The organism is Kitasatospora sp. NPDC059160 (assembly GCF_042755465.1).
Taxonomy (GTDB): Bacteria; Actinomycetota; Actinomycetes; order Streptomycetales; family Streptomycetaceae; genus Kitasatospora.
This window is the reverse complement of sequence record NZ_JBHZCN010000027.1, coordinates 42,796-66,721: the sequence shown is the minus strand read 5'-3', so window position 1 is coordinate 66,721 and position 23,926 is coordinate 42,796. Positions and strand designations below refer to the sequence as shown.

The 23,926-nt window shown below is 70.9% G+C and carries 14 protein-coding genes; 6 read left to right on the top strand and 8 right to left on the bottom strand.

The window, feature by feature from the left end; all coding sequences use genetic code 11:
- Nucleotides 1-10: 10 nt before the first annotated feature.
- From ACFXOZ_RS14215 to ACFXOZ_RS14200, 4 genes are all read right to left on the bottom strand, one after another.
- Nucleotides 11-1,912: an ABC transporter ATP-binding protein gene (locus ACFXOZ_RS14215; protein WP_380590283.1), complete on the bottom strand. Its 1,902-nt coding sequence runs from the start codon at nt 1,910-1,912 to the stop codon at nt 11-13.
- The gene (locus ACFXOZ_RS14210) at nt 1,909-2,466 is read right to left on the bottom strand and encodes a TlpA family protein disulfide reductase (protein ID WP_380524233.1); all 558 of its coding nucleotides are present in this window, start codon (nt 2,464-2,466) and stop codon (nt 1,909-1,911) included. Before ACFXOZ_RS14210 ends, ACFXOZ_RS14215 begins: the two co-directional genes overlap by 4 nt.
- Nucleotides 2,467-2,529: 63 nt before the next feature.
- The gene (locus ACFXOZ_RS14205) at nt 2,530-3,057 is read right to left on the bottom strand and encodes a MauE/DoxX family redox-associated membrane protein (protein WP_375894263.1); all 528 of its coding nucleotides are present in this window, start codon (nt 3,055-3,057) and stop codon (nt 2,530-2,532) included.
- A 93-nt stretch (nt 3,058-3,150) separates the two neighbouring features.
- On the bottom strand, nt 3,151-3,351 hold the full coding sequence (locus tag ACFXOZ_RS14200; protein ID WP_375894266.1) for a hypothetical protein: 201 nt from the start codon (nt 3,349-3,351) through the stop codon (nt 3,151-3,153).
- 384 nt (nt 3,352-3,735) lie between these two features.
- Between ACFXOZ_RS14200 and ACFXOZ_RS14195 the strand changes: the two genes are divergently transcribed.
- Nucleotides 3,736-5,046 (top strand): carbohydrate-binding protein, encoded by a 1,311-nt coding sequence (locus ACFXOZ_RS14195; RefSeq protein ID WP_380524229.1) that lies wholly within the window; start codon nt 3,736-3,738, stop codon nt 5,044-5,046.
- 73 nt (nt 5,047-5,119) lie between these two features.
- Here the strand turns inward: ACFXOZ_RS14195 and ACFXOZ_RS14190 are convergent, their stop codons facing one another.
- Genes ACFXOZ_RS14190 through ACFXOZ_RS14180 form a run of 3 tightly spaced genes read right to left on the bottom strand, consistent with a single transcriptional unit; the run spans nt 5,120 to nt 11,031 of the window.
- A complete protein-coding gene (locus ACFXOZ_RS14190; protein ID WP_380590278.1) occupies nt 5,120-8,053 on the bottom strand; it encodes a hypothetical protein in 2,934 nt (977 codons plus the stop codon).
- Nucleotides 8,053-9,924, bottom strand: coding sequence for an HSP90 family protein (locus ACFXOZ_RS14185; RefSeq protein WP_380526334.1), 1,872 nt, complete (start codon nt 9,922-9,924; stop codon nt 8,053-8,055). Before ACFXOZ_RS14185 ends, ACFXOZ_RS14190 begins: the two co-directional genes overlap by 1 nt.
- Before the next feature lie 54 nt (nt 9,925-9,978).
- Nucleotides 9,979-11,031 carry a hypothetical protein gene (locus tag ACFXOZ_RS14180; RefSeq protein ID WP_380590275.1) on the bottom strand — a complete coding sequence of 351 codons (1,053 nt, stop codon included), beginning with the start codon at nt 11,029-11,031 and terminating at the stop codon, nt 9,979-9,981.
- A 222-nt stretch (nt 11,032-11,253) separates the two neighbouring features.
- Here ACFXOZ_RS14180 and ACFXOZ_RS14175 point away from each other — a divergent pair, with 222 nt between their 5' ends.
- Nucleotides 11,254-11,586 carry a hypothetical protein gene (locus ACFXOZ_RS14175; protein ID WP_380590272.1) on the top strand — a complete coding sequence of 111 codons (333 nt, stop codon included), beginning with the start codon at nt 11,254-11,256 and terminating at the stop codon, nt 11,584-11,586.
- Between the two features lie 9 nt (nt 11,587-11,595).
- Here the strand turns inward: ACFXOZ_RS14175 and ACFXOZ_RS14170 are convergent, their stop codons facing one another.
- Nucleotides 11,596-12,180, bottom strand: coding sequence for a hypothetical protein (locus ACFXOZ_RS14170; RefSeq protein ID WP_380590269.1), 585 nt, complete (start codon nt 12,178-12,180; stop codon nt 11,596-11,598).
- A 441-nt stretch (nt 12,181-12,621) separates the two neighbouring features.
- Between ACFXOZ_RS14170 and ACFXOZ_RS14165 the strand changes: the two genes are divergently transcribed.
- From ACFXOZ_RS14165 to pglX, 4 genes are all read left to right on the top strand, one after another.
- The gene (locus ACFXOZ_RS14165; RefSeq protein WP_380590264.1) at nt 12,622-14,433 is read left to right on the top strand and encodes a DUF262 domain-containing protein; all 1,812 of its coding nucleotides are present in this window, start codon (nt 12,622-12,624) and stop codon (nt 14,431-14,433) included.
- Nucleotides 14,433-15,473 carry a CBS domain-containing protein gene (locus ACFXOZ_RS14160; RefSeq protein ID WP_380590261.1) on the top strand — a complete coding sequence of 347 codons (1,041 nt, stop codon included), beginning with the start codon at nt 14,433-14,435 and terminating at the stop codon, nt 15,471-15,473. Before ACFXOZ_RS14165 ends, ACFXOZ_RS14160 begins: the two co-directional genes overlap by 1 nt.
- 150 nt (nt 15,474-15,623) lie before the next feature.
- Entirely contained in the window at nt 15,624-20,276 is a 4,653-nt protein-coding gene (pglW, locus tag ACFXOZ_RS14155) for a BREX system serine/threonine kinase PglW (RefSeq protein WP_380590258.1), read from the top strand.
- The gene (gene pglX / locus ACFXOZ_RS14150) at nt 20,273-23,875 is read left to right on the top strand and encodes a BREX-2 system adenine-specific DNA-methyltransferase PglX (RefSeq protein ID WP_380590255.1); all 3,603 of its coding nucleotides are present in this window, start codon (nt 20,273-20,275) and stop codon (nt 23,873-23,875) included. The genes pglW and pglX overlap by 4 nt, the downstream gene beginning before the upstream one ends.
- The last annotated feature ends 51 nt before the right edge of the window (nt 23,876-23,926 follow it).

Here is a 23,926-nt window from a genome sequence, read left to right as displayed (position 1 = left end):
CCTCCTCCGGTCAGCCGGCCGACGGGGCCGGTACGGCGGCGTCCTGGTAGCCGGACGCCTGCAGCGTGAACAGTTCCGCGTACGGGCCGCCGCGCGCCATCAGCGCCCGGTGCGTCCCCTCCTCGACCACCCGCCCCGCGCCGAGCACCACGATCAGGTCGGCCTCGCGCACCGTGCTCAGCCGGTGCGAGATCACCAGGCTGCCGGTGTCCCGGCGCAACTCCCGCAGGTTGTCGTGGAGTTCCTGTTCGGCGGCGGCGTCGAGCCCGGCGCTGGGTTCGTCCAGGATCATCAGGTCGGCGTCGCGTCGCATGAACGCCCGTGCCACGGCGAGCCGTTGCCACTCCCCGCCGGAGAGGGAGCGGCCCCAGCCGGCGTCCGTCCCCTCCGGCAGGAAGATCCGGCTGAGCAGGGCGCCGTAGCCGCCGTCGAGGCGCTGCACCCGCTCGTGGATGCCGGCCGCGCGGGCGGCGGCGGTGATCCGGTCCGGGTCGTCGAGGTGGGCGAGCCGGCCGAGGCCGATGTTCTCGCCCGCCGTCAGGTCGTAGCGGCAGTAGTCCTGGAAGACGACGCCGATCCGCTGCCGGTACTCCTCGGGCGGGAAGGCGCGGATGTCGACGCCGTCCCAGAGGATCCGGCCGCGGTCCGGGTCGTAGAGCCGGCACAGCAGCTTGACCAGGGTGCTCTTGCCCGCGCCGTTGAGGCCGACCAGGGCGGTGACGGCGCCGGCCCGCAGGGTCAGGTCCACGCCCCGCAGGATCCACGGCGCGTCCTGGTGGTAGCGGAACCAGACGTCCTGGAACTCGACGGTGCCGGTGAGCGCACCGGGCGTGCGCGGGTCGGCGGCCGGGGTGAGGTCGGGCGGGGCCTGGCCGAGCGCCCGGTAGTGGTCGAAGGTGAGGGCGGCCTGGTAGGCGGAGGCGCCGCCGGCGGCGAGCTGGCCGACGCCGGTCTGGATGCCGGCCACCGCAGCCAGGCACATCGAGACCTGGCCGAGGGAGAGTTCGCCGTGCCGGGCGGCGCGCACCGCCCACAGCAGGCCGAGCGCGTAGACGCCGACGCCGAGCAGCGAGGCGGGCAGCCGGCGGGCGAGGTTCTGCCGGTCGGTCCGCTCCTCCGCGCCGTTGACGGCCAGCAGTTCGCGCCGGGCGCGCCCGCGCAGGAAGTCCTGGAGGCCGAAGAGCCGGATCTCCTTCACCGCGTCGACGTCGGCGATCAGGCTGCCGTAGAAGGACTGGCGGCGGCTGCGGGCCATGGTCTCGCCGAGGACGGCGGCCCGGCGGCGCCCGGCCGCCAGCTGGCTGCGCACCAGGGGCAGGGTGAGCAGCAGGGTGAGCAGGCCGAGCAGCGGGCCGACGACGAAGACGGTGCCGAGGAAGCCGAGCACGGTGATCAGCGCCTGGAGGCTGCCGAAGGCCGCGCCGACCAGGATGTCCGGGGCGGCGCCGCCGGCCTGCTGGGCGAGCCGCAGGCGGTCCTGGAACCGCGGGTCCTCGAAGGGACGCAGCCCGGGCAGCCGGTTGACGGCCTGGAACAGCTCCTCCTGCACCCGCAGCCGGATCGCCCGCCCGGAGCGGGCGCGGGTGTACTCGCTGAGCGCGGGGGCGAGCGCCAGGCCGAGACCGGCCGCGATCAGCAGCAGGCAGGTGCCGGTCAGCGAGCCGGCGGCCGGGCCGGGGGTCGGGCCGGGCGGCGAGCCGGGGGCGGCGCCGCCGAGCTGGTCGAACAGCCGGCTCACCAGCAGGGCGGCGACGGCGGGCAGCAGACCGGCCGTCACCCCGCAGAGCAGGGAGAGCAGCAGGGCCGCCCGGCCGGAGCGCCAGGCCAGCGCGCAGGCGGCCAGGGCCGAGCGCAGGGCCCGGCCGGCCCCGGGCGGCTCGGCCCCGGGGTCGGCGGACCAGGGGGTGCTCATCGCGCGGCGGTCGGGAGGACGAGCTCGCCCGGGGCGAGGTGGTTGGTGATCCGGCCGTCGGCGGAGACGTCGACGTAGCTGGGCCAGCGGACGATTCCGAACGCCTCGGCGGTGGAGCCGGGCTGGGCTCCGGCGGGCTCCACCACCACCCGGGCCACCGGCTCCAGCAGGGTGCGCAGTTCGGCGACCACCGGGCCGCTGCCCTTGACCACGGCCAGGACCCGCCCGCGGCCGCCGGGGAAGCCGGTGACCGCCTTGACGAAGTCGGGGGCCTGCTCCAGACAGGGTCCGCAGCTGCCGGAGAAGAAGCCGACCACCGCCGGCGCCCCGGCGAGGTCCGCCCGGGTGACTTCTCCGTCCGTTTCCGAAACCGCCCGGAATTCCGGTACCGGGGTGCCGTCGGGAAGTCGGTTCTCGGGCATGGAAACACCGACCCGGACATTTCCGAAGGAGGTCGACGAACCGTTGTTGTTGATTTTCCGGGCGAGCGCCAGGGTCAGCATCAGATTGACCAGGGAAATGCCGCCGATGAGGACGATGAAAAGCGTGGACATGACGGTTTCGCGCCTCGTTCCGGATTGCGGGGATGCGGGGAGGTGGTGACTCGGTGCGGCGGCTCAGCGGGCCGTCGAGAAGAGCTCGATCAGGGTGTCCGTGGCGATGATCAGGGCGCTCAGGAAGCCGGCGGCCAGCAGCACCACCGCCGCCCCGGCCGTGCCCGGACCGCTGCCGGGGTCGGGTGCGGCGCCCGCGACGAGGCCCGCCGCGGCGACGGCGAGCAGCACCAGGTTGCGCGCCACGTGCGCCCGGGTGACGGGTACGCCGGAGGCCCCGAAGCAGGGGCAGGAGACGTCGGCGCCCTGCCGCAGCAGCCGGACCAGCACGGCGGCGAAGAGCGCGATCAGTCCGCCGGTCGCGGCGAAGGCCCAGCTGGTGACGGGTGCGGGCACCCAGACCAGCAGGGCGAGGAGGGCTTCGGCGAGCGGTACGCCGATCGCCGCGGCGCCGGTCAGCCGGGGTGGCAGGACGGCCATCGCGCGCAGCGCGGACCGGAAGTCGCGGCGGGCGCGGAGCTTGGCCCAGGCGGATCGGGCGAACACCACCGCGATGACGGCGCGGCAGCCGAGCAAGAGGTATGCGGTCATGACTCCCCCTCCGCCGGTGCCCCCGCCGACGCAGGGCGGGGACACCGGCGGCCGTGTGTCAGCCGGCCGGATCAGTCGGCCGAGCCGGTCGGGTCAGCAGCCGCCCACGATCGCGTAGGTGATGCAGCTGGGGGCGACGGCACAGTTCCAGGAGCAGCACTCCCGGACGTAGAGCGTCTCGCCGACGCAGTTGGTGGTGGTGCCGGCCGGGCACTGGCAATACGCGTCGGCGGCCTGCGCCTTGCGTCCGCCGGAAACCGCCCGGTCGACCAGGTTGAGAATCGCCTGAACCATTTTTTCCTCCGCTCGGGAAGGTGGACTGGAGAGGCTGTGCGGTTACCCACGAGATCTCGTGGTCCGAAAGCTAACCGACCGTTCGAGAACCTGTCTAGACCAAATTCGAGGATCATCGAGCTTTGATCCGGACGAGCCGATTCCCTTTCCGCGGTCCCGCTCCGCCGCCGTCACGCCTGCGTCGCGCCTCCGCCACACCCGCGCCCGCCCCCGCCCGGCCGGGCCCTCGACCGGACCCTTGACCGACCCTCCGGGAAAGGTCTATACCAGTGGGAGCTCTGGGCAACCACCCCACGCCCCGGGACAGTTCGGCCTGCCCGCGCCACCCCCACCTCCGGCGCGCACGGGCCCTCCCCCACGCATGCCTCCCGGAAAGGCCCCCCGATGCACCGCGTACTTCCCCCACAGCCACGCACCGCACCGACCACCCGCAGATCCCGGGCCGCCCTCGCCGTGGCCGGCGTGCTCGGCCTGGTCGCCGGCGGCTTCGCCGCCCTGGCCGGCACCGGCCCGGCCTCCGCCTCCACCACCGGCACCACCGCCGCCGGCCTGGGCAGCAACTGGTACGCCTCGGCGCCGTACCTGATGCCCGAGGACAACAGCCCGCCGGACGCCGCCGCCGTGATGGACGCCACCGGCCAGAAGGCCTTCCAGCTGGCCTTCGTCCTCGCCCAGGGCAACAACTGTTCGCCCGCCTGGGGCGGCACCTCCTCGATCGACTCCGACACCGCCATGCCCGCCGTCATCCAGACCATCCGCGGCAAGGGCGGGGACGTCTCGGTGTCGGTCGGCGGGTACGGCGGCACCAAGCTCGGCCAGGTCTGCGGCACCCCGGAGGCGACCGCCGCCGGGTACCAGCAGGTCATCACCAAGTACGGCCTCAAGGCGATCGACTTCGACCTGGAGGAGCCGGAGTACGAGAACACCGCCGCCATCCACAACGAGATCGGCGCGGCCCGGATCCTCCAGCAGAACAACCCCGGCCTGTACGTCTCGATCACCACGGCCGGGACCAACGCCGGCACCGGCTGGTTCGGCACCCAGATGCTCAACGAGGCCAAGTCGCAGGGCTTCACGCCGAACAACTACTCGATCATGCCGTTCGACGGCGGCTTCAACGGCGCCGCGGCGCAGACCGACGCGCTGGTGAAGTTCAACCAGATCCTGCAGACCACCTTCGGCTGGAGCGAGGCCACCGCGTACGCCCACGAGGGCGTGTCGATGATGAACGGCCGCACCGACGCCGCCGAGTACTTCCGCCAGGCCGACTTCCAGAGCGTGCTGGACTTCGCCACCGCGCACGGCCTGGCCCGCTACACCTTCTGGTCGGTGAACCGGGACCGCCAGTGCACCGGGCCGGTGGACCCGGGCCTGTCCGGCTCCTGCTCCAGCGTGGCGCAGAGCGACTGGGACTTCACCAAGTACACCGTGAAGTTCGCCGGGGCGACCCCGCCCACCACCCCGCCGACCACGCCCCCGACCACCCCGCCCACCGGCCCGGGCACGCCGACCGGCAGCCCCACCGGCAACCCGGGCACCTGCACCGCCCCGGCGTGGAGCGCGAGCACCACGTACACCGCGGGCGCCAAGGTCTCGTACAACGGCCACAACTACCACGCCAAGTGGTGGACGCTGAACGAGGTGCCGAGCGCCAGCGGCCAGTGGGGCGTCTGGGGCGACGACGGCCCCTGCTGACCCCGCCGGAACAGCGGTGAGGGGCGGGCGTCCAGGACGCCCGCCCCTCTTCCGGTACCGGTGACGCCCCGGCTCAGTCGCCCGCGATCCGCCCCCGCAGCTCGGCGAGCACCCGCGGCGCCTCGGTCAGGCCGGCCGCCTCGGCGCGGGCGATCGCCGCGGTCAGCCGCTGCACCGCGGCCTTCGGGCGGTCGAGGTCGCCGCCCTCGATCAGCGCGGCCAGCCGGACCGACTCGGCCCGCAGCGACTCCGGCTGCGGCGCCCCGGCCGGTTCGCCCTGCTCGCCGTAGACCTCGACGGCCCGCTCGGCCTCGGCGAGCGCCTCCTCGAAGCGGTCGGCGACGGCCAGGCAGCGCGCCCGGGCGTAGTGCGAACCGCCGCGCAGGTACCAGGCGGTGTACTGCTGCCCGCCCCGCTCGGCGGCCTCGCCCAGCGCGTCGGCCTCGGCCAGCAGGGCGAGCGCGGCGTCCAGCCACTCCGGGCCGCCCCGCTCGCACACCGTGAGCTGGGCCAACTCCCGCAGGGTCGATGCCAGTTGGTCGACCTGCGGAGCCTCCTCGCGCGCCTCCCGGGCCCGCCCGAGGGCGGCCTCGGCGGCGTCCCAGCTGCCCGCCCGGGCCAGCGTCAGCGCCGCCTCGCAGGCGACCATGGTGTGGGTCTCCTGGTCCTCCCAGTCGGCGACCAGCTCGGCCAGCCGCAGGTACTCCTCGGCGGCGTCCCGGTACTCCTCCAGCTCGCCCAGGCCCCGGGCGAGGTCCAGCCGGGCCTGGGCGACCATCCGGGCGTCCAGGCCGGCGGTCGAGGCCGAGGCGTCCAGGACGGACTCCAGCACGGCCACCGCGTCGGCGTCCCGGCCGGTGCCGCGCAGCACGTCGGCGAGCTGCAGCCGTACCCGGGCGGCGTCCTCGACCGCCCCGGCGCCCAGCCGGTCGAAGCGCGCGGCGGCCTCGGACAGCGCCCGGACCGCCCCGCCGAAGTCCTCGACCTGCATGGCCGCGTGGCCGAGCAGCATGTACGTCGGCGCGTACGGGTAGGCGTCGTCGCCCCAGCGCACGGCCTCGGCCAGCGCCCGGTGGAACACCTCGACCGCCTCGCCGGGCTCGCCGCCCTGGAGCAGCACCTGGCCGAGCAGGCCGAGCACCCGCGGGGTGTGCCAGGGCAGTTCGGCCGCCTCCAACTGGGCCAGCACCTCGCGCAGTTCGGCCGCCGCCTCGGCCGACCGGCCCTGCCGGGCGGCGGCGTCGGCGAGGTACTGCCGGGAGGTCGCGGCCCGGCGGGCCGAGCCCAGCTCGACGGCCGCGCGCCGGTAGCCGCCGACGGCCGCCTCGAAGCGCGCGGTCGTCCCGGCGGACGGCTCGGGCAGCGCCTCGACCAGGTCGTGGTGGGCGGCGTAGGCGAGCGACTGCAGGACGATCAGGTAGTCGTCGTCCGTCATGTCGCCCGTGGCGTGCAGTTCCTCGGCCCGGGCCGACGCGGCGTCCAGCGCCGGCCAGTCGGCCACCGCGCCCTCGACCTCGCCGAGTTCGACGATCAGCGTCCGGGTGCGGACCATCAGGGCCGGGCCGGGCAGCCCGGCCCGCTCGAACAGTTCGGCGGCCGCCAGCAGGCCGGCCGCGCCCTCGGCGTGGTCGTCCCGTTGCAGCGCCTCGTGGGCGCGCTGCTCGGCGAGTTCGGCGCGCAGCCGCTCCGGGCCGCCGAGTTCGGCGTGCTCCGGGTGGGTGAAGTCCGCGGCGGCGGCCCGCTCGGCGACCCGCTTCCACAGCCGGTCGCCGTCCGGGTGGCCGAGCAGCTCCAGCTCGCGGGCGCGCAGCACCAGGGCGGCGAAGTCCTCCGGTACGGCCTCGACGGTGCGCCGCGGCGCGGGGGCCACGGCCGGGGCCGCGCCCGCCAACTCCGATGCGGCGACCGCCCGTACGCCCAGTGCCAGCGGCTCGGCCAGCAGCGGCCGGACGGCCAGCCGGGCCCGCCGGGCGGCGCCGACCGTGTCGGTGCCGTTGCGGGCGTCGAAGCGGGCGGCCAGGGCGTCGGCCTCGGTGCGCAGGTGGGCGAGCAGGGTGTCGACCGTCCAGCCGCGGCCGGCCGGGCCGCTGACCGCGAGCTCGCCGTGGCCGGCCGCGGCCAGGGCGGCGATCAGCACCTCGACGCCGGTCAGGAAGTCCAGCCGGGCGCCGGGCTCACCGGTGACCGCGAACAGGTCGCGGTTCTCGGCGAGCAGCTCCAGCCCGCGCGGCTCGTTGCCGGAGAGCGCGCAGAACTCGATGTGCCGGGCCACCGCCGCCAGCATGGAGGCCTTGCCGCGGGCCGCACGGTAGCCGGTGAGGTGGGTGGAGCGGGCCTCGTCGAGGCGGCCCAGGCGCAGCAGCGGCAGCAGCGCGACGGACTGGCTGAGGCAGGGCTCCTCGGCGCAGCTGCTGCGGCCGCTCAGCACCGGGACGAGGGTCTCCAGGGCGCGGGCGTCCTCGCCGAGGTCGAGGAAGTGCCGGGCGCGGGCGCGGGTCTCGCAGGCGTGGCAGTTGCTCAGCTCGGTGCGCGGGCGGGCCGTCCACAGCTCGTAGGCGTCCTGGACCCCGACGCCGGTGTGCCGGGCCAGGTGGTAGCGCTGGGCGTAGTACGGCTGGAGGCCGTGGCCGGCCGCCCGGTAGCGGTCGCGCAGTTCGGTGAGCCAGCGCTCGACGGCGGGCAGCGGGACGTCCGGGTTGTCCCGCAGCGAGCCGGCCACCCACTTGAAGCGCCAGAACACCTGCTGCGCGGCCCAGTCGCCGAAGCCGTCCGGGTCCTGGTCCCACAGCTTGAGGATGCGGGCGAAGACGACCGGGCTCTTGTTGCTCTCGCCGTCGTACTCGTAGGCCTCCATGAGTTCGAGCAGGGCCATCGAGCGGACCTCGGTGTCCTCGAACTGTTCGGCGGCGTCGACGAGTTCCTCGGCCGTGACGGTGCGGGTGCGGCCGTACGGGCGGGCGTCGTTCTCGCGCAGCGCGGCCATCACCGCGCCGGGGGTGTCCAGCATCACGCCCCCTTCGGGCCGTCGTGGTCCGGGCCGGCCGCCTCGTGGCCGAGCATCGCGTGGTCGAGCAGGCTGATGAACGAACGGTTCAGCAGCGCCGACTCGCTGGCCTTGAGCGGGCGGCGGGTCATCAGCACGGCCTGCCCGTACAGCGCCTCCACGGCGGTGACGGCCAGGTCGTGGTCGGTGACGCCGGCGGCGCGGCGCACCAGCGGGTTGAGGTGGTTCAGCACCAGCTGGGCGCGGGGCGCCTCGGCGCGCAGCGAGCCCAGGATGTCCGCCCACAACCCGTCGGCCTCGTCCGCGAGTTGGGCGCGGGTGCGCTCGTGCCGGGCCTCCCGGTTGTCGAGCAGCAGGGCGGGCGCGTTGGTCGGGTGGAAGCTGCGCAGGGCGACGTCGCAGTCGAACCGGCCGACCACCTCGCGGGCGATCGCCAGGAAGGTGGCGGCGGCCAGTTCGGCGGCCGGGTCGACGGTGTCCAGGTGCGCGGTGACGGTGCCCGGGTCGAGGTCGGAGACGGAGACGCCGGGGCGTATCTCGGGCAGCCGGTGGACCAGGTCCCGGTCGTAGGTGTAGCCGCCGTTGACCACGCCGAGCCCGGCCGCGCCGGCGACCGGGGCGACCTGGCGGAACTCCTCGACCGTACGGGTCACCAGCACCACCGGGTGGCTGCGCGCGAACTCGTCCAGGGTGACGTTGCCGTCGGTGGTCTCGAACGGCAGCCAGGGCAGCATCATCCGCAGCAACTCGTCGTCGTAGCGGGCGAGTTCCTTGACGGCCAGGTGGTGCACGGAGAGGAAGCGGTGCAGCAGCGCCGGGTCGCTCGCGGACAGGCCGGTGAGCCAGTCGCGGATCCGGGCGCCGAGCGCGTCGCGGACGGCGGCCAGCGTCTCGTCGGCGTACAGGCCCTCGCGCGAGGCGGTCGGGCGCAGCCCGTCGGTGTCCACCACGCAGCGGACGAAGAACGCCCAGTCCGGCAGCAGTTCGTCGGCCTGGTCGGAGAGCAGCATGCCCTTGAGGTGCACCCGGTGGCCGTGGCGGCGCGAGGGCGGGGCGGCGTCGGGCAGCACGTACGCGACGCCGCGCAGGCCGACCAGCGGGAGGTCCAGCTCGATGGTGTCGAGCGGGACGAAGTCGAAGGTGCTCCGGCAGTACTCGGCGAGCGCGTCGCGCCGGGCCAGCGGGGAGCCGTGCCGCTCGGCCCACGGCGGGGTGCGGTTGACCGCGTGCTCGGTGCCGTCGGCGTCGATCACGGTGACGTCGTGGCGCAGCAGGCTGCCGAAGTCCCGGGCCAGGGTGAGCACCCGGGCGGGGCGGGTCCACTCGGCGGCGTCGGCGCGCGGGGCGAGGGTGACGGTGGTGCCCGGCTCGGGCTTGGCCGAGGCGGGCAGGGTGCGGATGGTGTAGCTGCCGTCGGACAGGCCGCGCCACTCGATCACCGGCGCGTCCGGGCTGCCCGCGTGCCGGGTGACCACGGTGATCTCGTCGGCGACCACGAAGCAGGCCAGCAGGCCGATGCCGAACTGGCCGATGAAGTCGCCGCGGGCCCGGGCCAGGCCGTCGCCGTCCAGCCCGCCGTCGGCGTCGCGCTTGGAGCTGCGGCCGATGGTGGCGAGGAAGGTATGGACGTCCTGCTCGGTCAGGCCGATGCCGGTGTCGGTGACGGACAGCCCGTCGTCGGCCCGGACGGTGATGGCGGCCGGCGCCCCGGGGTCGAGGGCGCGGCGGGCGGAGATCGCGTCCACCGCGTTCTGCAGCAGCTCGCGCAGGTAGACCCGCGGGCTGGAGTAGAGGTGGTGGGAGAGCAGGTCCACCAGGCCGCGCAGGTCCACCTGGAAGGTGTGCGCACTCGTCGGGTTGTCGGTTGGGGACACCGGAGGCTCTTTCGGTCGCGGAATGCGGAAGGGGTGACGTACGGGGGGCGCGGGTCAGTACGCGGCGCAGCGGTCCCGGTGGGCGCGGAAGGCCTTGACCGGGTCGCCGGCCAGGTAGTGCCAGGGCGACTCGGTGACCGTGCCGTCCAGCGCGTCGAACAGCAGCCGCGCGGTCTTGCGCTGGTCGGCGAGCGAGAAGGCCATCGCGAAGGTGTTGAAGCTCGACTGCCAGCCGCGGTCCGGGACGAAGTCCGGGTGGAGGACGGAGCGGAACGCGGCCTCCTGCAACTCGGCCACCACGGCGGGGCCGGACAGGTAGGCGTGGTCCTCGCCGTCCGGCAGGTCCAGCCAGCGCTCCAGGTGGGCGAGCGCCACCAGCTCGCCCAGCGGGCTGCCCTCGGAGGCGGCCAGCATCGAGGAGCGGGCGAACCCGTGCATGGCGTCGTGCGAGCCGCCCCACTTGGCGGACAGCTGCTGCAGGCGCTGGCGGTGCGAGCCCGGGTGCCCCGGCTCCCGGCGCACCGCCGCCTCGAAGCGGGCGGTGGCGACCTCCTCGCCGAGCGAGGCGCCGCGCGCGCTGATCTGCAGGAAGAACCAGGGGGCGAGCCAGCCGGGCTCCCGCTCGGCGACCTCCAGCAGCTGCTCCTCGGCGACGTCCAGCCGCTGGTGGAACAGCTTCCACTGCTCCTCGCCGACGTGCTTGGCCCGGGCGCCGCTGCGCGCCTCCCAGGCCCAGGTGACGTGCCGGGCGCCGGAGAGCAGCAGCGGCAGCGCGTCGCCGGGGGCGTCCGCCACCGCGCGGGCCGTCCACTGCTCGACCCCGGCGACGTCGGAGACCGCGCCGACCAGGAAGGTCAGCTCGGCGCCGGTCGCGGCGGCCAGCGCGGGGCGCAGCGCCGTCCAGTCCCCGGCGGCGGCCTGCCCGAGCAGCACCCGCACGGACTCGTCGCCGAACGCCGGGTCGAGCCGCGGCGCCGACCCCGGGCCGGCGGCCGGCCCGGACGCCGCCGAGGCGGCCCGCCGGCCCAGCCCGAACCCGCGCCGACCGGCGCGGTCCTGCGCGCCGGGCTCGCCCTCCCCGCCCGAGCGGCGTCGGAACAGCGGCATGTGTGTGGCCCCCTCGAACATCATCGGCATCAATCGCACGGCCGCACAGTGACCGCCCCAGGTGAGTACATATCACGGCCGACCGACATCCGTTTGCCCAGCCCAGCGCCGCCCGGAGCCGGGGGCGCCGGAGCCCGGGAACGGGTGACATCTTGCTGCCTGACAGTTTTCTGACAGCGGGCTGGGTGCCGTCGGCGCCGACGATCCGTCAGGCTGGGTCACGTGCACGCCATTCGCTTCCACCTCCGCGCCCCGGACCGCCCCGACCGCCCGGCCCCGCACCCGCCCTCCCCCGAGGCCGTCCGGGACGGGCTGACCCGCGGCCTGCCCGCCGGGGCCCGGATCGAGCACACCCGGATCCTGGTCGGACCGGACGCGGTGGACGGCGTCGCCTTCGTCCTCGCCGACGGCCTGCTCGCCGCCGAGGCCGCCCTCACCGCCGCCTGCGCCACCGCGACCGGCCCGACCGGCCCGCTGCCCGGCTGGCTGGTACACCACTGCGCCCTGGACACCCTGCTCGCCCTCGGCCTGCACGAACTGCCCGCCTGCCCGTGAACCCCGCGGTCAGACCGCGCCGAGCCCCGCGTCCGGCACCTTGCCCGACTGCGCCTGCTCGATCCGGTTGACCAGCATCACCGCGAACCGCCGGGCGGCCGGCAGGTCCACCGGCCCGCCCTCCGTCGTCACGCTCGCCACCACGGTGCCCGACCGCACCACGATGCTCACCCCGTCACCGTCGGCCAGCGGCCCCACGAACGCCTGGCTCTCACTCCCCACCGCCGGAGCCTCAACCTTCTTGAACGGCCCCACCGGATACGAGGCGTAGGTCTCCTTCGCCCGACTCCTCGCCGCATCCCGACTCGGCAGCGTCTCCACCAGGAACCGCGTCACCAGATCCCCCGAGGAGAACCGCACCGACGCACTCAACGGCTTGCCCGCACACGGCACCGAGGCCGTGCACGTGACCGAGTGATCAGCGGTGTCGACCTTCCGCTTCTCCTCCTGCCACCCGGCCATCACCTTGGCATCCGGCAGCACCTGCCCGACCACCTTGTCGTCCAGCAACGGCGCCTCCAGATCCGCACTCGGCGCCGCCGGCACCGGCACCTGCGCCCCACCGGTCACCCCGGCAGCAGGCGCCGAGGTCACGGCCGCCCCACCCGGAGAAGCCGATCCACCCGCCGACACCGAAGCCGAAGCCGACCCCGCAGCACTCGTCACCGCCGAACTAGGCGCCCCCGCAGCCCCCTTGCCCCCCTCCGACCCCCCGGAAGAACACCCCGCCAACACCCCCGCCAACACCCCGACCGCCACCGCACCAGCGACCCGCCGCCCACCCATCCCCATGCGCCCACTCCCTTATGCCTGTCCGTGACCCCTCAACATAGCCGCAGCCCCTGGTCCCCTCTCCCTGCACCTCGTCCGCACATGCACCCGTACGAGCTCTGATCAGATCAGCGACGTCAGCACATCCGCGGATCCGCCGCTCACGAAGCCCGAGAATCCCGGGAATCGGTTGACTGCAAAGCGAAGCTGTTGGTCAAATCACCTTCAGTACATGCTCTGGCTTCAAGGGTGGGGAAAGACCGAGTGGCGCTCGACAGTCCGAAGCTCAGGGACGTCCTCGCGGACGTCGCATCAGGATCTCTGCAACTGCCCGACTTCCAGCGTGAATGGAAGTGGGATGACGACAGGATCCGAGCGATCATCGCCACGGTGACGCTCGACTACCCGCTGGGCGTCGTGATGACCTTGGAGACCGGGGGGTCCTCCCCGTTCCGGGCGCGGACACTCACCGGCGCAGAGCTCGAACGGGACACCGTTCCCCATCTGCTCCTCCTGGACGGCCAGCAGCGCCTGACCTCACTGTTCCAAGCGTTGTACCTCAACGCACCGGTGAAGACGGTCGATGCTCGAGGCAAGTCCATCGAGCGCTGGTACTACGTCGACATCGCCAAGGCCGTCGGAGCTTCCGCGGACCGGGACGACGCGATCATCTCCGTTCCAGAGAACAAGATCCTTCGGAACGAGTTCTCCCGCGGCAGCACACTAGACCTGACCACCGTCGAGGGTGAGTGCCAGGCGCAACTCTTTCCGCTCCACTTCGTCTTCGACATCCAGCAGGTGAACGCCTGGAAGAAGGTCTTCGTCAAGGCGGACGAGAACCGGAACTGGGACCTGTGGGCCGAGTTCGAGGAACAGGTACTGGATCGGATCCGGTCGTTCCAGGTCCCCATGATCCGGCTCGCCGCCTCGACGTCGATGGACGCCGTCTGCGCGGTGTTCGAGCGGGTCAATACGGGCGGTGTCCCGCTGAACGTATTCGAGCTCCTCACCGCCACGTACGCAGGAGACCGTGCCTTCACCGAGAAGTCCGGCGAGTACTACCAACTGCCCGTCGCCTGGCAGACGATCAAGCGTGACCTGGCCACCCGCTTCCCCGTGTTCGGCCGGCTGGATCAGAGCGTGGAGGACGGTCTGAGCAGCAGCGACTTCCTGCAGGCCGTTGCCTTGGTCCGTACGTGGGAACGCAAGCAGGAACGGCCCGGAACTGCAGTGTCATGCAAGCGCCGCGACCTTCTCGAACTTCCTCTGGCAGACTTCGATCGACTGGCACCGCGCCTGGCCGAGGCTTTCGCCTGGGTCGGAGAATTCCTCCAGCAGCAGTGCATCGTTCGCACCAGCGACCTCCCCTACCGCACTCAGCTCGTCCCACTCGCCGCGGTCCGCGCCGTACTCGGCCAGGAGACTAACGGCCTGCGTGCCGAAGAGATGATCACGCAGTGGTACTGGTGCGGCGTGCTCGGCGAAATGTACGGGGGCTCCACCGAGACCCGGTTCACCCGTGACGTCGAGCAGCTCATCGGCTGGATCCGCCGCTCGGACGAGATTCCCGACACGGTCAACGACGCATACTTCTTCCCGGACCGCCTGGACTCCCTCACCACCCGCCACAGCGCCGCCTACAAGGGCATTTACGCCCTACTCATCAAGCAAGGGGCGGTGGACTGGCACTTCACCAACGCACCGCTCAGCCCCATTCGGCTGGACGAGCACTCGGTCGGTGTCAGGCAGATCTTCCCCAAGGCCTGGATCGACAAGGAGTACGGGAGCACGTTCCCCGCCAACTCCATCGTGAACAAGACACCGCTGTCCTTCCGCGCCGCCCAAGGCATGTCCGGTCCACCGGCGTCGTACCTGGCCTCGCTGGTCTCCGCCTCGGACATGCGCCCGGAGTGGTTCGACGACGTCATCGCCACCCATCTCATCGACCCGGACGCGTTGCACCACAACGACTACGAGCGTTTCTACCTCGACCGTTCACGTCAGTTGGTGGCGCTGGTGCAGTCGGCCATGGGTAAGCGGACCGCACTGCGTGGTGCGGCGGACGGCGGCGAGTGATGACTACGAAGCCCTCCCCGCAGGACCTCCTCGCCCTCAAGGGCACCCGAGTTCCCGTCCAGCACGTCCTGGACCTCTTCGGCGTGCGGGTCCGCAACCACCAGAGCGTGCACCAGATCTCGCAGACCTTGGCGGACGCTGGCCTCGCGACCTTCCCCAACTTCGCCGTTTGCGGTCAGCGGGACGAGATCGACATCGTCCCGCTGACCGCGGCCCCCACTGCGACGAGCGAGCCGACAGATGCCGGCGACCAGGAATCGTTGCCCTCCAGCGCGTTGCCGCAACGGCTCCACATCGGCGATCTGGCGTGCGCTCGAAGCGGTGTGTCGGGAGTCAGCCTCAGTGACACCCTCGAGCAGGTCACCTACCTGATGCGCACCAAGGGTCACGGGCAGATCCCGGTGACCACGGGTATGGCCGTACTGCACGGAGTGATCACCTGGCGCTCGGTGGCAAAGATGTACGAGACCGGCAAGGCCACCATAGTCGCGAACGCCATGGAGAAGGACTCACTCCCAGTCGCGGACGCCCGCCAGGAGTTCTTCACATGCCTCCCCATGATCAAGGAACACGGCTACCTACTGGTGCGCGGTGACGACGGTTGTCTGTCCGGCCTCGTGACTCCCGCGGACATCACCGACCGGTTCGAGGGGGCGGCACGCCCCTTCTTCCTCGTCGGAGAGATCGAATCGCTGCTCCGCCGGTGCCTGGGCGCGGCACTCGACCCGGAAGCGATCAAGGCAGTGCAGACCAACAAGAAGGCCGACCAGCGGTCCGGGTTGGTCTCGGACCTGATGTTCGGCGACTACATCAAGCTCCTGGACGGCAGCCAGGCCAAGCAGGAGATGGCGGCAAAGGCCGACCTCAACTGGGCAACGCTCGGGTGGTCCGCCATGGACCGGACGCAGTTCGTCCAGCACCTGGTACGGGTGAAGGACATCCGTAACCGAATCGCCCATTTCGACGAGAAGCCGCTGCCCGAGGAACTGATCTCGGAGCTGACGACCTTTGCCAAGCTACTCCGCGACTTTGTCGCCTGAGCTGTCCCGGAGACATGGGCACCTTCTTCTCCCGCCCGATCGGGTTCCTCACGAGTCCTACACGCACGACCACCACCCGCTACGATCGTCCGGGTGATCCGGCTGCTGACCGGCAGCGAAGCACGACACGAACAGAAGCGGTGAGGGCGCATGCGGGACGGCCGGTGGGTGACGGTCACCGACTCGGAGTTCCAGCACGAGCGCCGCGGCCTGGAGGCGATCCGGGAGAAGCTGCCGAACGCCGACCCCTGGCGGGCCTGGTCGAACTTCACCTTCACCGCCAACACCGGTCACGTCCGCGAGGTGGACCTGCTGGTCGTGGCCCCGGGCGGGGTCTACCTGATCGAGTTGAAGGACTGGCACGGCTCCGTCGAGTCCCGTAACGGCACCTGGCTGCAGACCCAGCCCAGCGGCCGCCAGGTCGCTCACGGCAACCCGCTCCACCTGGCGAACAAGAAGGCCAAAGAGCTAGCCGGTCTGTTCACCCAGAACGGCCGGCGGATCTGGGTGTCGGAAGTGGTCTGCTTCACCGATGCCGCGCTGCGGCAACGGCTCGCGCCCGCCGACCAGCACGGCGTCCATACCGTCGACCAGCTGGTCGACATGCTCCAGCAGCCGCCCCGCGACGAACGCAGGCGGGTAGACGCCGTCGCCTCCCGCGAGATCAAGGCGGCCTTGGAGAAGGTCGGCATCGCACGCAGCGACGCGGAGTACAAGGTCGGCCCGTACCTGCTGAACCGCAAGTCCTTCGACTCCGGCCCCACCTGGGCCGACTACCTGGCCCGCCACAGCGAGCTCCCGGAAGCGGCCCGGGTGCGAATCTACCTGCGCGAGCGCGGCTCGGACTCCGGCCTGCGAGCCTCGGTCGAGCGTGCCGCGCTGCGCGAGGCCGCCGTGCTTCGGCGCTTCCGACACCCCGGTGTGGTGCAGCTGCGCCAGTACGACTCGTCCGGGCACTCGGCCGGCCCGGCTCTGATCTTCGACTACGACCCGCGGACCTTGCGGCTCGACGAGTATCTGGTGCAGTACGGAGCCAAGCTCGACATCCTGACCAGGATGTCGCTGGTGCGCCAGCTCGCCGAGACGATGCGCTCCGGTCACAGCAACCGGATCTACCACCGCACCCTTGCGGCCCGGGCCATCCACGTCGTCCCGCGCGGGCGCGGCCGCACCGCGGGTGCAGACGGCGAGGAGTCGGGCTGGCTCAACCCGCGCCTGCAGATCTCCGACTGGCAGGTCGCGGTGCAGCGGTCTTCCGGTGACACCGCGGAGGGTTCCCGCCGGCTGGCCCCGACGGCGCTCTCGCAGGCCGGCGCGCACGTGGCCGAGGCCGCCGACCCGTACCTCGCTCCCGAGCTCACCGCCCTCAGCCCCGACCCGATCATGCTCGACGTCTACGGCCTCGGGGTGCTCACCTACCTGCTGGCGACCCTCCAGCCCCCGGCCGCGAGCCAGGCCGAGCTGGTCGCCCGGCTGGAGGCCGGCGAGGGCCTGCGACCGAGCGCGATCGTCGACGGCCTCTCGGAGGACATCGACGAGTTGGTCCAGGCCGCGACCGCCTACAAGCCCGAGCAACGGCTCGCCTCGGTCGACGAGTTCCTGGAGATGCTGGAGTTCGTCGAGGACTCCCTCACGGCGCCGGCGGCGGAGGCCGTCACGACGGCCGAACCTGCCGAGCAGCCGGAGAAGGATCCGCTGGACGCGGTGGCGGGCGACGTCCTGGCCGGCCGCTGGGACGTCCGGCGGCGGCTGGGCACCGGGTCCACCAGCCGAGCTTTCCTCGTCCGGGACCTCCAGGCCGACCCGCAGGCCCGGCGCTCCAAGTCGCTGTGCGTCCTGAAGGTCGCGCTGAGCGACAGCCGTGGCGAGGTACTGGCCCACGAGGCCGAGGTCATGGGTCGGCTCCGCCCCGACTCCCGGATCATCCGCCTGGTCGAACCGGAGCCGCTCACCATCGGCGGCCGGACCGTACTCGTCCTCGAGTACGTCGGCGACGAACGCGAGGACGAGAACGCCACGCCCGAGGTGAGGACCCGGCGGCGCGAGGAGACGGTCGCCCGGCAACTGCGCGAACGGGGCCGCCTGCTGGTCGACCAGCTGGAGGCCTACGGCGACTACCTGTTCGGCGCGGTGGACTTCCTCGAGGGCGAAGGCGTCTGGCACCGGGACATCAAGCCGGACAACATCGCGATCCGCGTCCGCCCCAACCGGACCCGCGAGCTGGTGCTGATCGACTTCTCGCTGGCCGGTTACCGCGTGCAGGACACCAGCGCCGGCACCGACGGCTACCTCGACCCGTTCATCGGGACGCTCACGCGCTCGGTCTACGACGCGCACGCCGAGCGGTACGCCGTCGCGGCGACCCTGCACGAGATGGCCTCGGGGGAGCTCCCGGTCTGGGGCGGCGGCCGGGTGTCCGCGCGCCAGACCGATCCGGAGAAGGAGCCGTACCCGACGATCGCCGTCGAGGCGTTCGACCCGGCGGTCCGTGAGGGGCTCAAGGCCTTCTTCCGCAAGGCACTGCACCGGGACGCGTCCCAGCGGTTCCCCGAACTCAAGCCGATGCGCGACGCCTGGAAGAAGATCTTCCTCCAGCTGGAGAGCGTGAAGCCGAGCTCGGGGCGCACCCGCCACACCGCCGCCGAGCAGGCACCGGGCGGGACGCCCGCCGAGACTGCCGTACCGGTCATCGCGGATGCCGAACCTGAGCATGCCGACCAGCTGCGCGACCAGCTGGCCACCGAGGCCAACCGGCAGACCGCGATCTCTGCGGCCGGGTTGAGCCCGGCGGCCGAGTCCTTCGTGTTCGGCCTCGGGGTGAACACCGTCGGCGAGCTGCTGGACCTCAGCCAGCGGCAGCTGGTCAACGCGAAGGGCCTCGGCCCCAAGACCCGTGGTGAGGTCCTCGGCCGCATCAAGGAGTGGCGCCGCAACCTTGCCGAGGAGCCGGCCGGCCCGCTCACTCCGGAGGGCCGCAAGGCCGCGAAGGAGGAGCTGGAGGAGCTCTCGGTGGTCGAGAAGGCCGCCGTCGATGCGCTGGCGGCAGGTGAAGCTGCGGGTGGGCTGTCCGAGCGGACCCTGCGGACGGTCAGCCTGGACACCCTGGCGACGATCTTCGTGCCGGTGCTCAAGAAGGACGGCGCCAACGAGAACGAGGTCGAGACCGTCCGTCTGCTGCTGCGTCTGCCCGACCAGGCCGGTACTCTTCCCGCCATCGGCGTCTGGCCCAAGCAGAAGGATGTCGCAGAGGCGCGCAACCTGACTGCAGGCCGTATCCCGCAGATCTTGAAGGCGCAGCGCACCCGCTGGAGCAAGAACGCGGCAGTCCAGGTACTGCGCGGCGAGGTCCTGGAACTGCTGCACGCGCTCGGTCGAGTCGCCTCGGCGGCCGAGATCGCCGACGCGCTCGCCGTCCGACGCGGCACGCGGCTCCAGGAGCGCGGACACCGAAGGGCTCTGGGTCTCGCTGCCGTGCGGGCCGTACTCGAGATCGAACAACTCGACCCGGCGGCAGCCCAGTTCCGGCACGTCGCCAACCGCGACGCGGCCGACGAGGGCATGGGCGCCGGCCTGCTGGCCCTTGAAGTCGACGAGGACGATTCCCCCGACACCCCATCGGCGCCCGGGTTGCTGGATTACGCGCAGCGGCTCGGCAAGGTCGCCGACCGGCTCGCCAAACTCGACACCCTGCCGACGGCGGCGAACGTACTGGCGGAGCTGGGTGCCGTCGCTCCACCGAACGGCGTGGTGGAGTGGGACGAGCGACGGACGGTGGAGCTGGCCGCGGCAGCGTCGCGGAATGCGGCCGCCACACCCCGGCTCGAGATCTACCCGCGCGACCTGTCACTGGTCCGGGCCCTGCGGCTCACCCAGGCCGGGCTGGTCCGGATCACGCCCGGTGTACCGGAGGCGCAGCAGCCGGGGCTGACCTGGGAGGACGTGCACGAGCGCGTCCGTGCCCGGTTCCCCGAGCTGCTGGACGGAAACGGCGGGCACTCGCTGCCCACCGACGGCCCGCTGACGAAGGCGCTACGGGACGCCGGCTTCGACCTGGTCCTCTCGCTGCGCGAGGGCACGCGGACCATGCGCTACCTGCCGCGGCGGGTGGATGGCGGCTCCAGCTACCTCACGTCGGGTGCCGGCCGGCGGACCACGCGTATCTCGCAGATCACCCGGTACGACGACGACCCGCTGCTGGCGGGGGCGATGCAGGCGGAGGAGCGGCTGCTCTCATCGGCGCGGCGGGATGGCTTCCGCGCACTGACCGTCCGCACCGGGCTTGCCCGGGAGGCGGCGAGTGAGCTGACCGGGGACGGCGGCGGGGGCAGGTTCGGCGCCGAGGCCGTGTCGGTGGCGGAGCTGTTGATCGCTGCCCTGCACGAACTGGTGGACCCTCGGCCGAAGCCCACCTGGGAGACCATCCTGCGCGCCGACGGCGCCGAGCCGGGCACGCCGGCTGCGATGCGGTTCGGCGAGTACGTGCGGACGGCATGGGGGGCTGTTGAGCCGAGGATCGGCGAGATAGTGACGGCCGGCGGGCCGGGGCGGCCTGTGCTGTTGGTCGACGGCGGGGTGTTCGCCCGGTACGACGCCATGGCGGTACTGGACCGGTTGGCGGGGCGGTCGCGCAACGGCGGACGGGGGCTGTGGCTGCTCTGCCCGCAGAGCGACCCGGCGCGTGATCCCAGGTTGGGGACGACGGCCGTGCCGTACCAGTCGGGCCTGGGAGAATGGATCGAGCTTCCGGATTCGTGGGTCAACAACGCCCACCGAGCCGGCGAGAGTGGAGAGGCGACGAAGTGATCGACCGCAAGGCCCTGTTGGCAGATCTGATCAAGCAGGTCAAGGCGGTCGAGACCGACCTCAGCAGCCAGGTCAAGGCGGTCGAGGAGGTGCGAGTCAAGCTGCGCGGCGAGTACGACCTGGCGCGGAAGCTGGGGCGTACGGCGGCGACGTGGAACTCGTGGCTCGACGAGCGCATCACGCAGGTCGCGGTGGCCTGGGTGCTCGGGACTGTGTTCGTGCGGTTCTGCGAGGACAACGAGCTGATCCCGGAGCCGTACCTGACGGGTGCGTCGGACGAGCGACGTGATCTCGCGCTGGAGCGGTACGCGGCGTATGTGGACGAGGACGCCGACCCGACGTATCGCGGCTGGCTGGAGCGGGCGTTCGCTGAGCTGGGTGCGGGGCAGGCCGGCAAGCTGCTGTTCGACCGGCGCCACAACCCGCTGTTCCAGATCCCGCTGTCGCACGACGGCGCGCGGGCACTGGTCGAGTTCTGGCGCGAGCGGGACGACGCCGGTGTCCTGGTCCACGACTTCACGGACAAGCTGAACGAGGATGGCACGGAGGGGTGGGACACCCGCTTCCTCGGTGACCTGTACCAGGACCTATCCGAGGCGGCGCGGAACACGTACGCACTGCTCCAGACCCCTGAGTTCGTCGAGGAGTTCATCCTCGACAGAGCGATGGACCCGGCGGTCCGGGAGTTCGGGTACGAGGGCCTCAAGATGATCGACCCGACGTGTGGGTCGGGCCACTTCGTACTGGGCACGTTCCAGCGCCTGGTGAAGCTGTGGGCTGAGGGCCAGCCCGGACGCGACCGCTACGAGCGTGTACGGGAGGCATTGGACTCGGTACACGGCGTCGACATCAACCCGTTCGCAGTCTCCATCGCACGCTTCCGGCTGCTCGTAGCAGCAATGGCAGCCGCGCGAGTGCGGACGCTCGCGGAGGCTGGAAGGTACGACTGGCCGATCCACTTGGCAGTAGGTGACTCGCTGATCAAGGATCGACAGCTTGAATTCGCCCTGCTCGGCGAAAATTCGGGGGCCGAGCTTGCAGATTTTGCATACGCGACAGAAGACCTGCAAGACCACCCATGCATCCTAGAGGAGGGGCGCTACCACCTGGTGGTAGGGAATCCCCCCTACATTACAGTCAAGGACAAGAAGCTCAACGCACTTTACCGAAGCCGATACGATGTCTGCTGCGGAAAATATGCACTTTCAGTCCCCTTCGCTCAACGCTTCTTCGAGCTTGCAAAATGCAGCAAAGAAACGGACGGGCGAGGATACGGAATTGTCGGCCAGATCACGGCCAACTCCTTCATGAAGCGCGAGTTCGGAACGAAGCTAATCGAGGAATACTTCGCTCACCAGGTCGAGCTGACGGAGGTCATCGATACCTCTGGTGCATTTATTCCCGAACACGGCACTCCAACAGTCATCCTGATCGGCAAGCCTCGTCCGGGCAATGGACGCACGGAGACAATTCGCACCGTAAGAAGCATTCAAGGTGAGCCACACAAGCTGGAGAACGGCGAGGACGGTCTGGTCTGGAACGCGATCACCGAACAGATAGACAAACCGGGATCGGTCAGCCAGTGGGTTTCGGTGGACGACTTGGAGCGGCAGAGATATTTCGGGCGCCAGCCCTGGATTCTGGCTGACGGCGGCCTGGAAATGGTCGAGAAGATCGACGACGCCAAGCAAGCGACACTAAAGCAGGAAGTCCTACGCATTGGATTCTATGGAATTACAGGCGCCGACGACGCCATGACCGCCAGCCAGCGAACATTTCAACGAATTCATGCCGATCGCGCATATTTCAAGCGCCTTATTGTGGGCGACGAGGTCCGCGACTTCGAATTCAGCGCCGGCGATTTTGCATTCCACCCGTACACCCAGAGTCGAGACCTTGTCCAGCTGGAAAGCGCGCCAGAGCTAGCGAAATGGCTTTGGCCGTCTCGAACAGAACTAGGCAATCGCGCAACTTTCTCCGGTGGAACCTACTTCGGTGACAGTCGCGCTTGGTGGGGATGGCACCAGCTACCAAAGGATTCGGGCGCCCATCCGTGGGCAATTTCATTCGCCTTTGTTGCCACTCACAACCATTTCGCACTGGATCGAAATGGAAGTGCCTTTAAACAGACGGCACCCATGATCAAGTTGCGTGCCGAAGCAAGCGACAGTGACCACCTTCGGCTGACCAGCCTACTCAACAGCTCTACTGCCTGCTTCTGGCTAAAGCAAGTCTGCTTTGACCGTGGCAATGGCGGCATCGGCGGTGGAATCGCTAGTGAAGGCTGGGAAAAGTTCTTCGAGTTCACCAGTACCAAGCTGCAGGATTTCCCCCTCCCTGCCGCCTACCCCACCGCGCTCGCTGCTTCCCTTGACTCGCTCACCAATGACCTCATGGAGACCAGTCCTTCCTCGCTAACCGCGCCCGACGCGCCAACGCCCACTGCCGCCTCTCTGCGGGCAGCTAGCGAGAAATGGCAGTCAATCCGCGCGCAGATTGTGGCACTGCAAGAGGAGCTGGACTGGCAGGTGTATTCGCTGTACAACCTGCATGCCGAGGATCTTCGTACGCCCGAGACCGACGTGCCCGGACTTTCCCTCGGCGAGCGCGCCTTTGAGATCGTACTCGCGCGCCGTGCAGAGCGAGGGGAGGTATCCAACGAGTGGTTCAAGCGGCACGAATCCACCCCCTGCACTGAGCTCCCCGATTCCTGGCCTGATTCCTACAAAAACGTCGTCCATAAGCGTATCGAGGCTATTGAAACGTCCCGCGCTATCGGCGCAATCGAGCGACCTGACAATAAGCGTCGCTGGGCACACGAAGGTTGGGATTCACTCCAGGAAAAGGCCCTGCGCCTCTGGCTGCTCGACCGCGTCGAAAGCCGCGAGCACTGGTTCCAGGACGGCCAACCCGCAGTCCTCACGTGCGCCCAGCTCACCGACGCACTTTCCCGCGACGAGGACTTCGTCTCGGTCGCCGAGATCTACGCTCCCCGCAAGGAACTCGCCGCTGTCGTCGCCGACCTCCTCGCCGATGAGCACGTGCCGTTCCTTCCCACTCTTCGCTACAAGCCCACCGGGCTGAAGAAGCGCGCTGACTGGGAGCACGTGTGGGACCTCCAGCGTCAAGAGGACGCTGCGCCAGACGAGCCGACGAAGCGGAAGATTCGGGACTCGATCCCCGTGCCGCCGAAGTACACCTCGGCCGACTTCCTCAAGCCGTCCTACTGGCGGGCCCGTGGCAAGCTCGACGTGCCCAAGGAGCGGTTCATCTCCTACTCGACGACCACCTCCGGCACCCCCGATCTCTTCGGCTGGGCCGGCTGGGATCACCGTGAGCAGGCGCAGGCCCTCACCACGTACTTCACCAACAACGATTTCACCACCGAGGAGTTGACCCCCTACCTCGCGGGTCTGCTTGAGCTCCAGCCCTGGCTGAGCCAGTGGCACGGTGAGTTCGACGCGATGTACGGCGGTTCCCCTGCCGACTTCTTCGCCGGCTACCGCGCGCAGATTCAGGGCGAGCGCGGTCTGACCGACGACGATCTGCGGGCGTGGCGGCCGACGCCTGCCCGTCGTGGTCGCGCTGCCAAGAGCTGACGCTTCAGCCACACAGCACGCAACAGCCTCCGGCCGGAGATCCGACCGGAG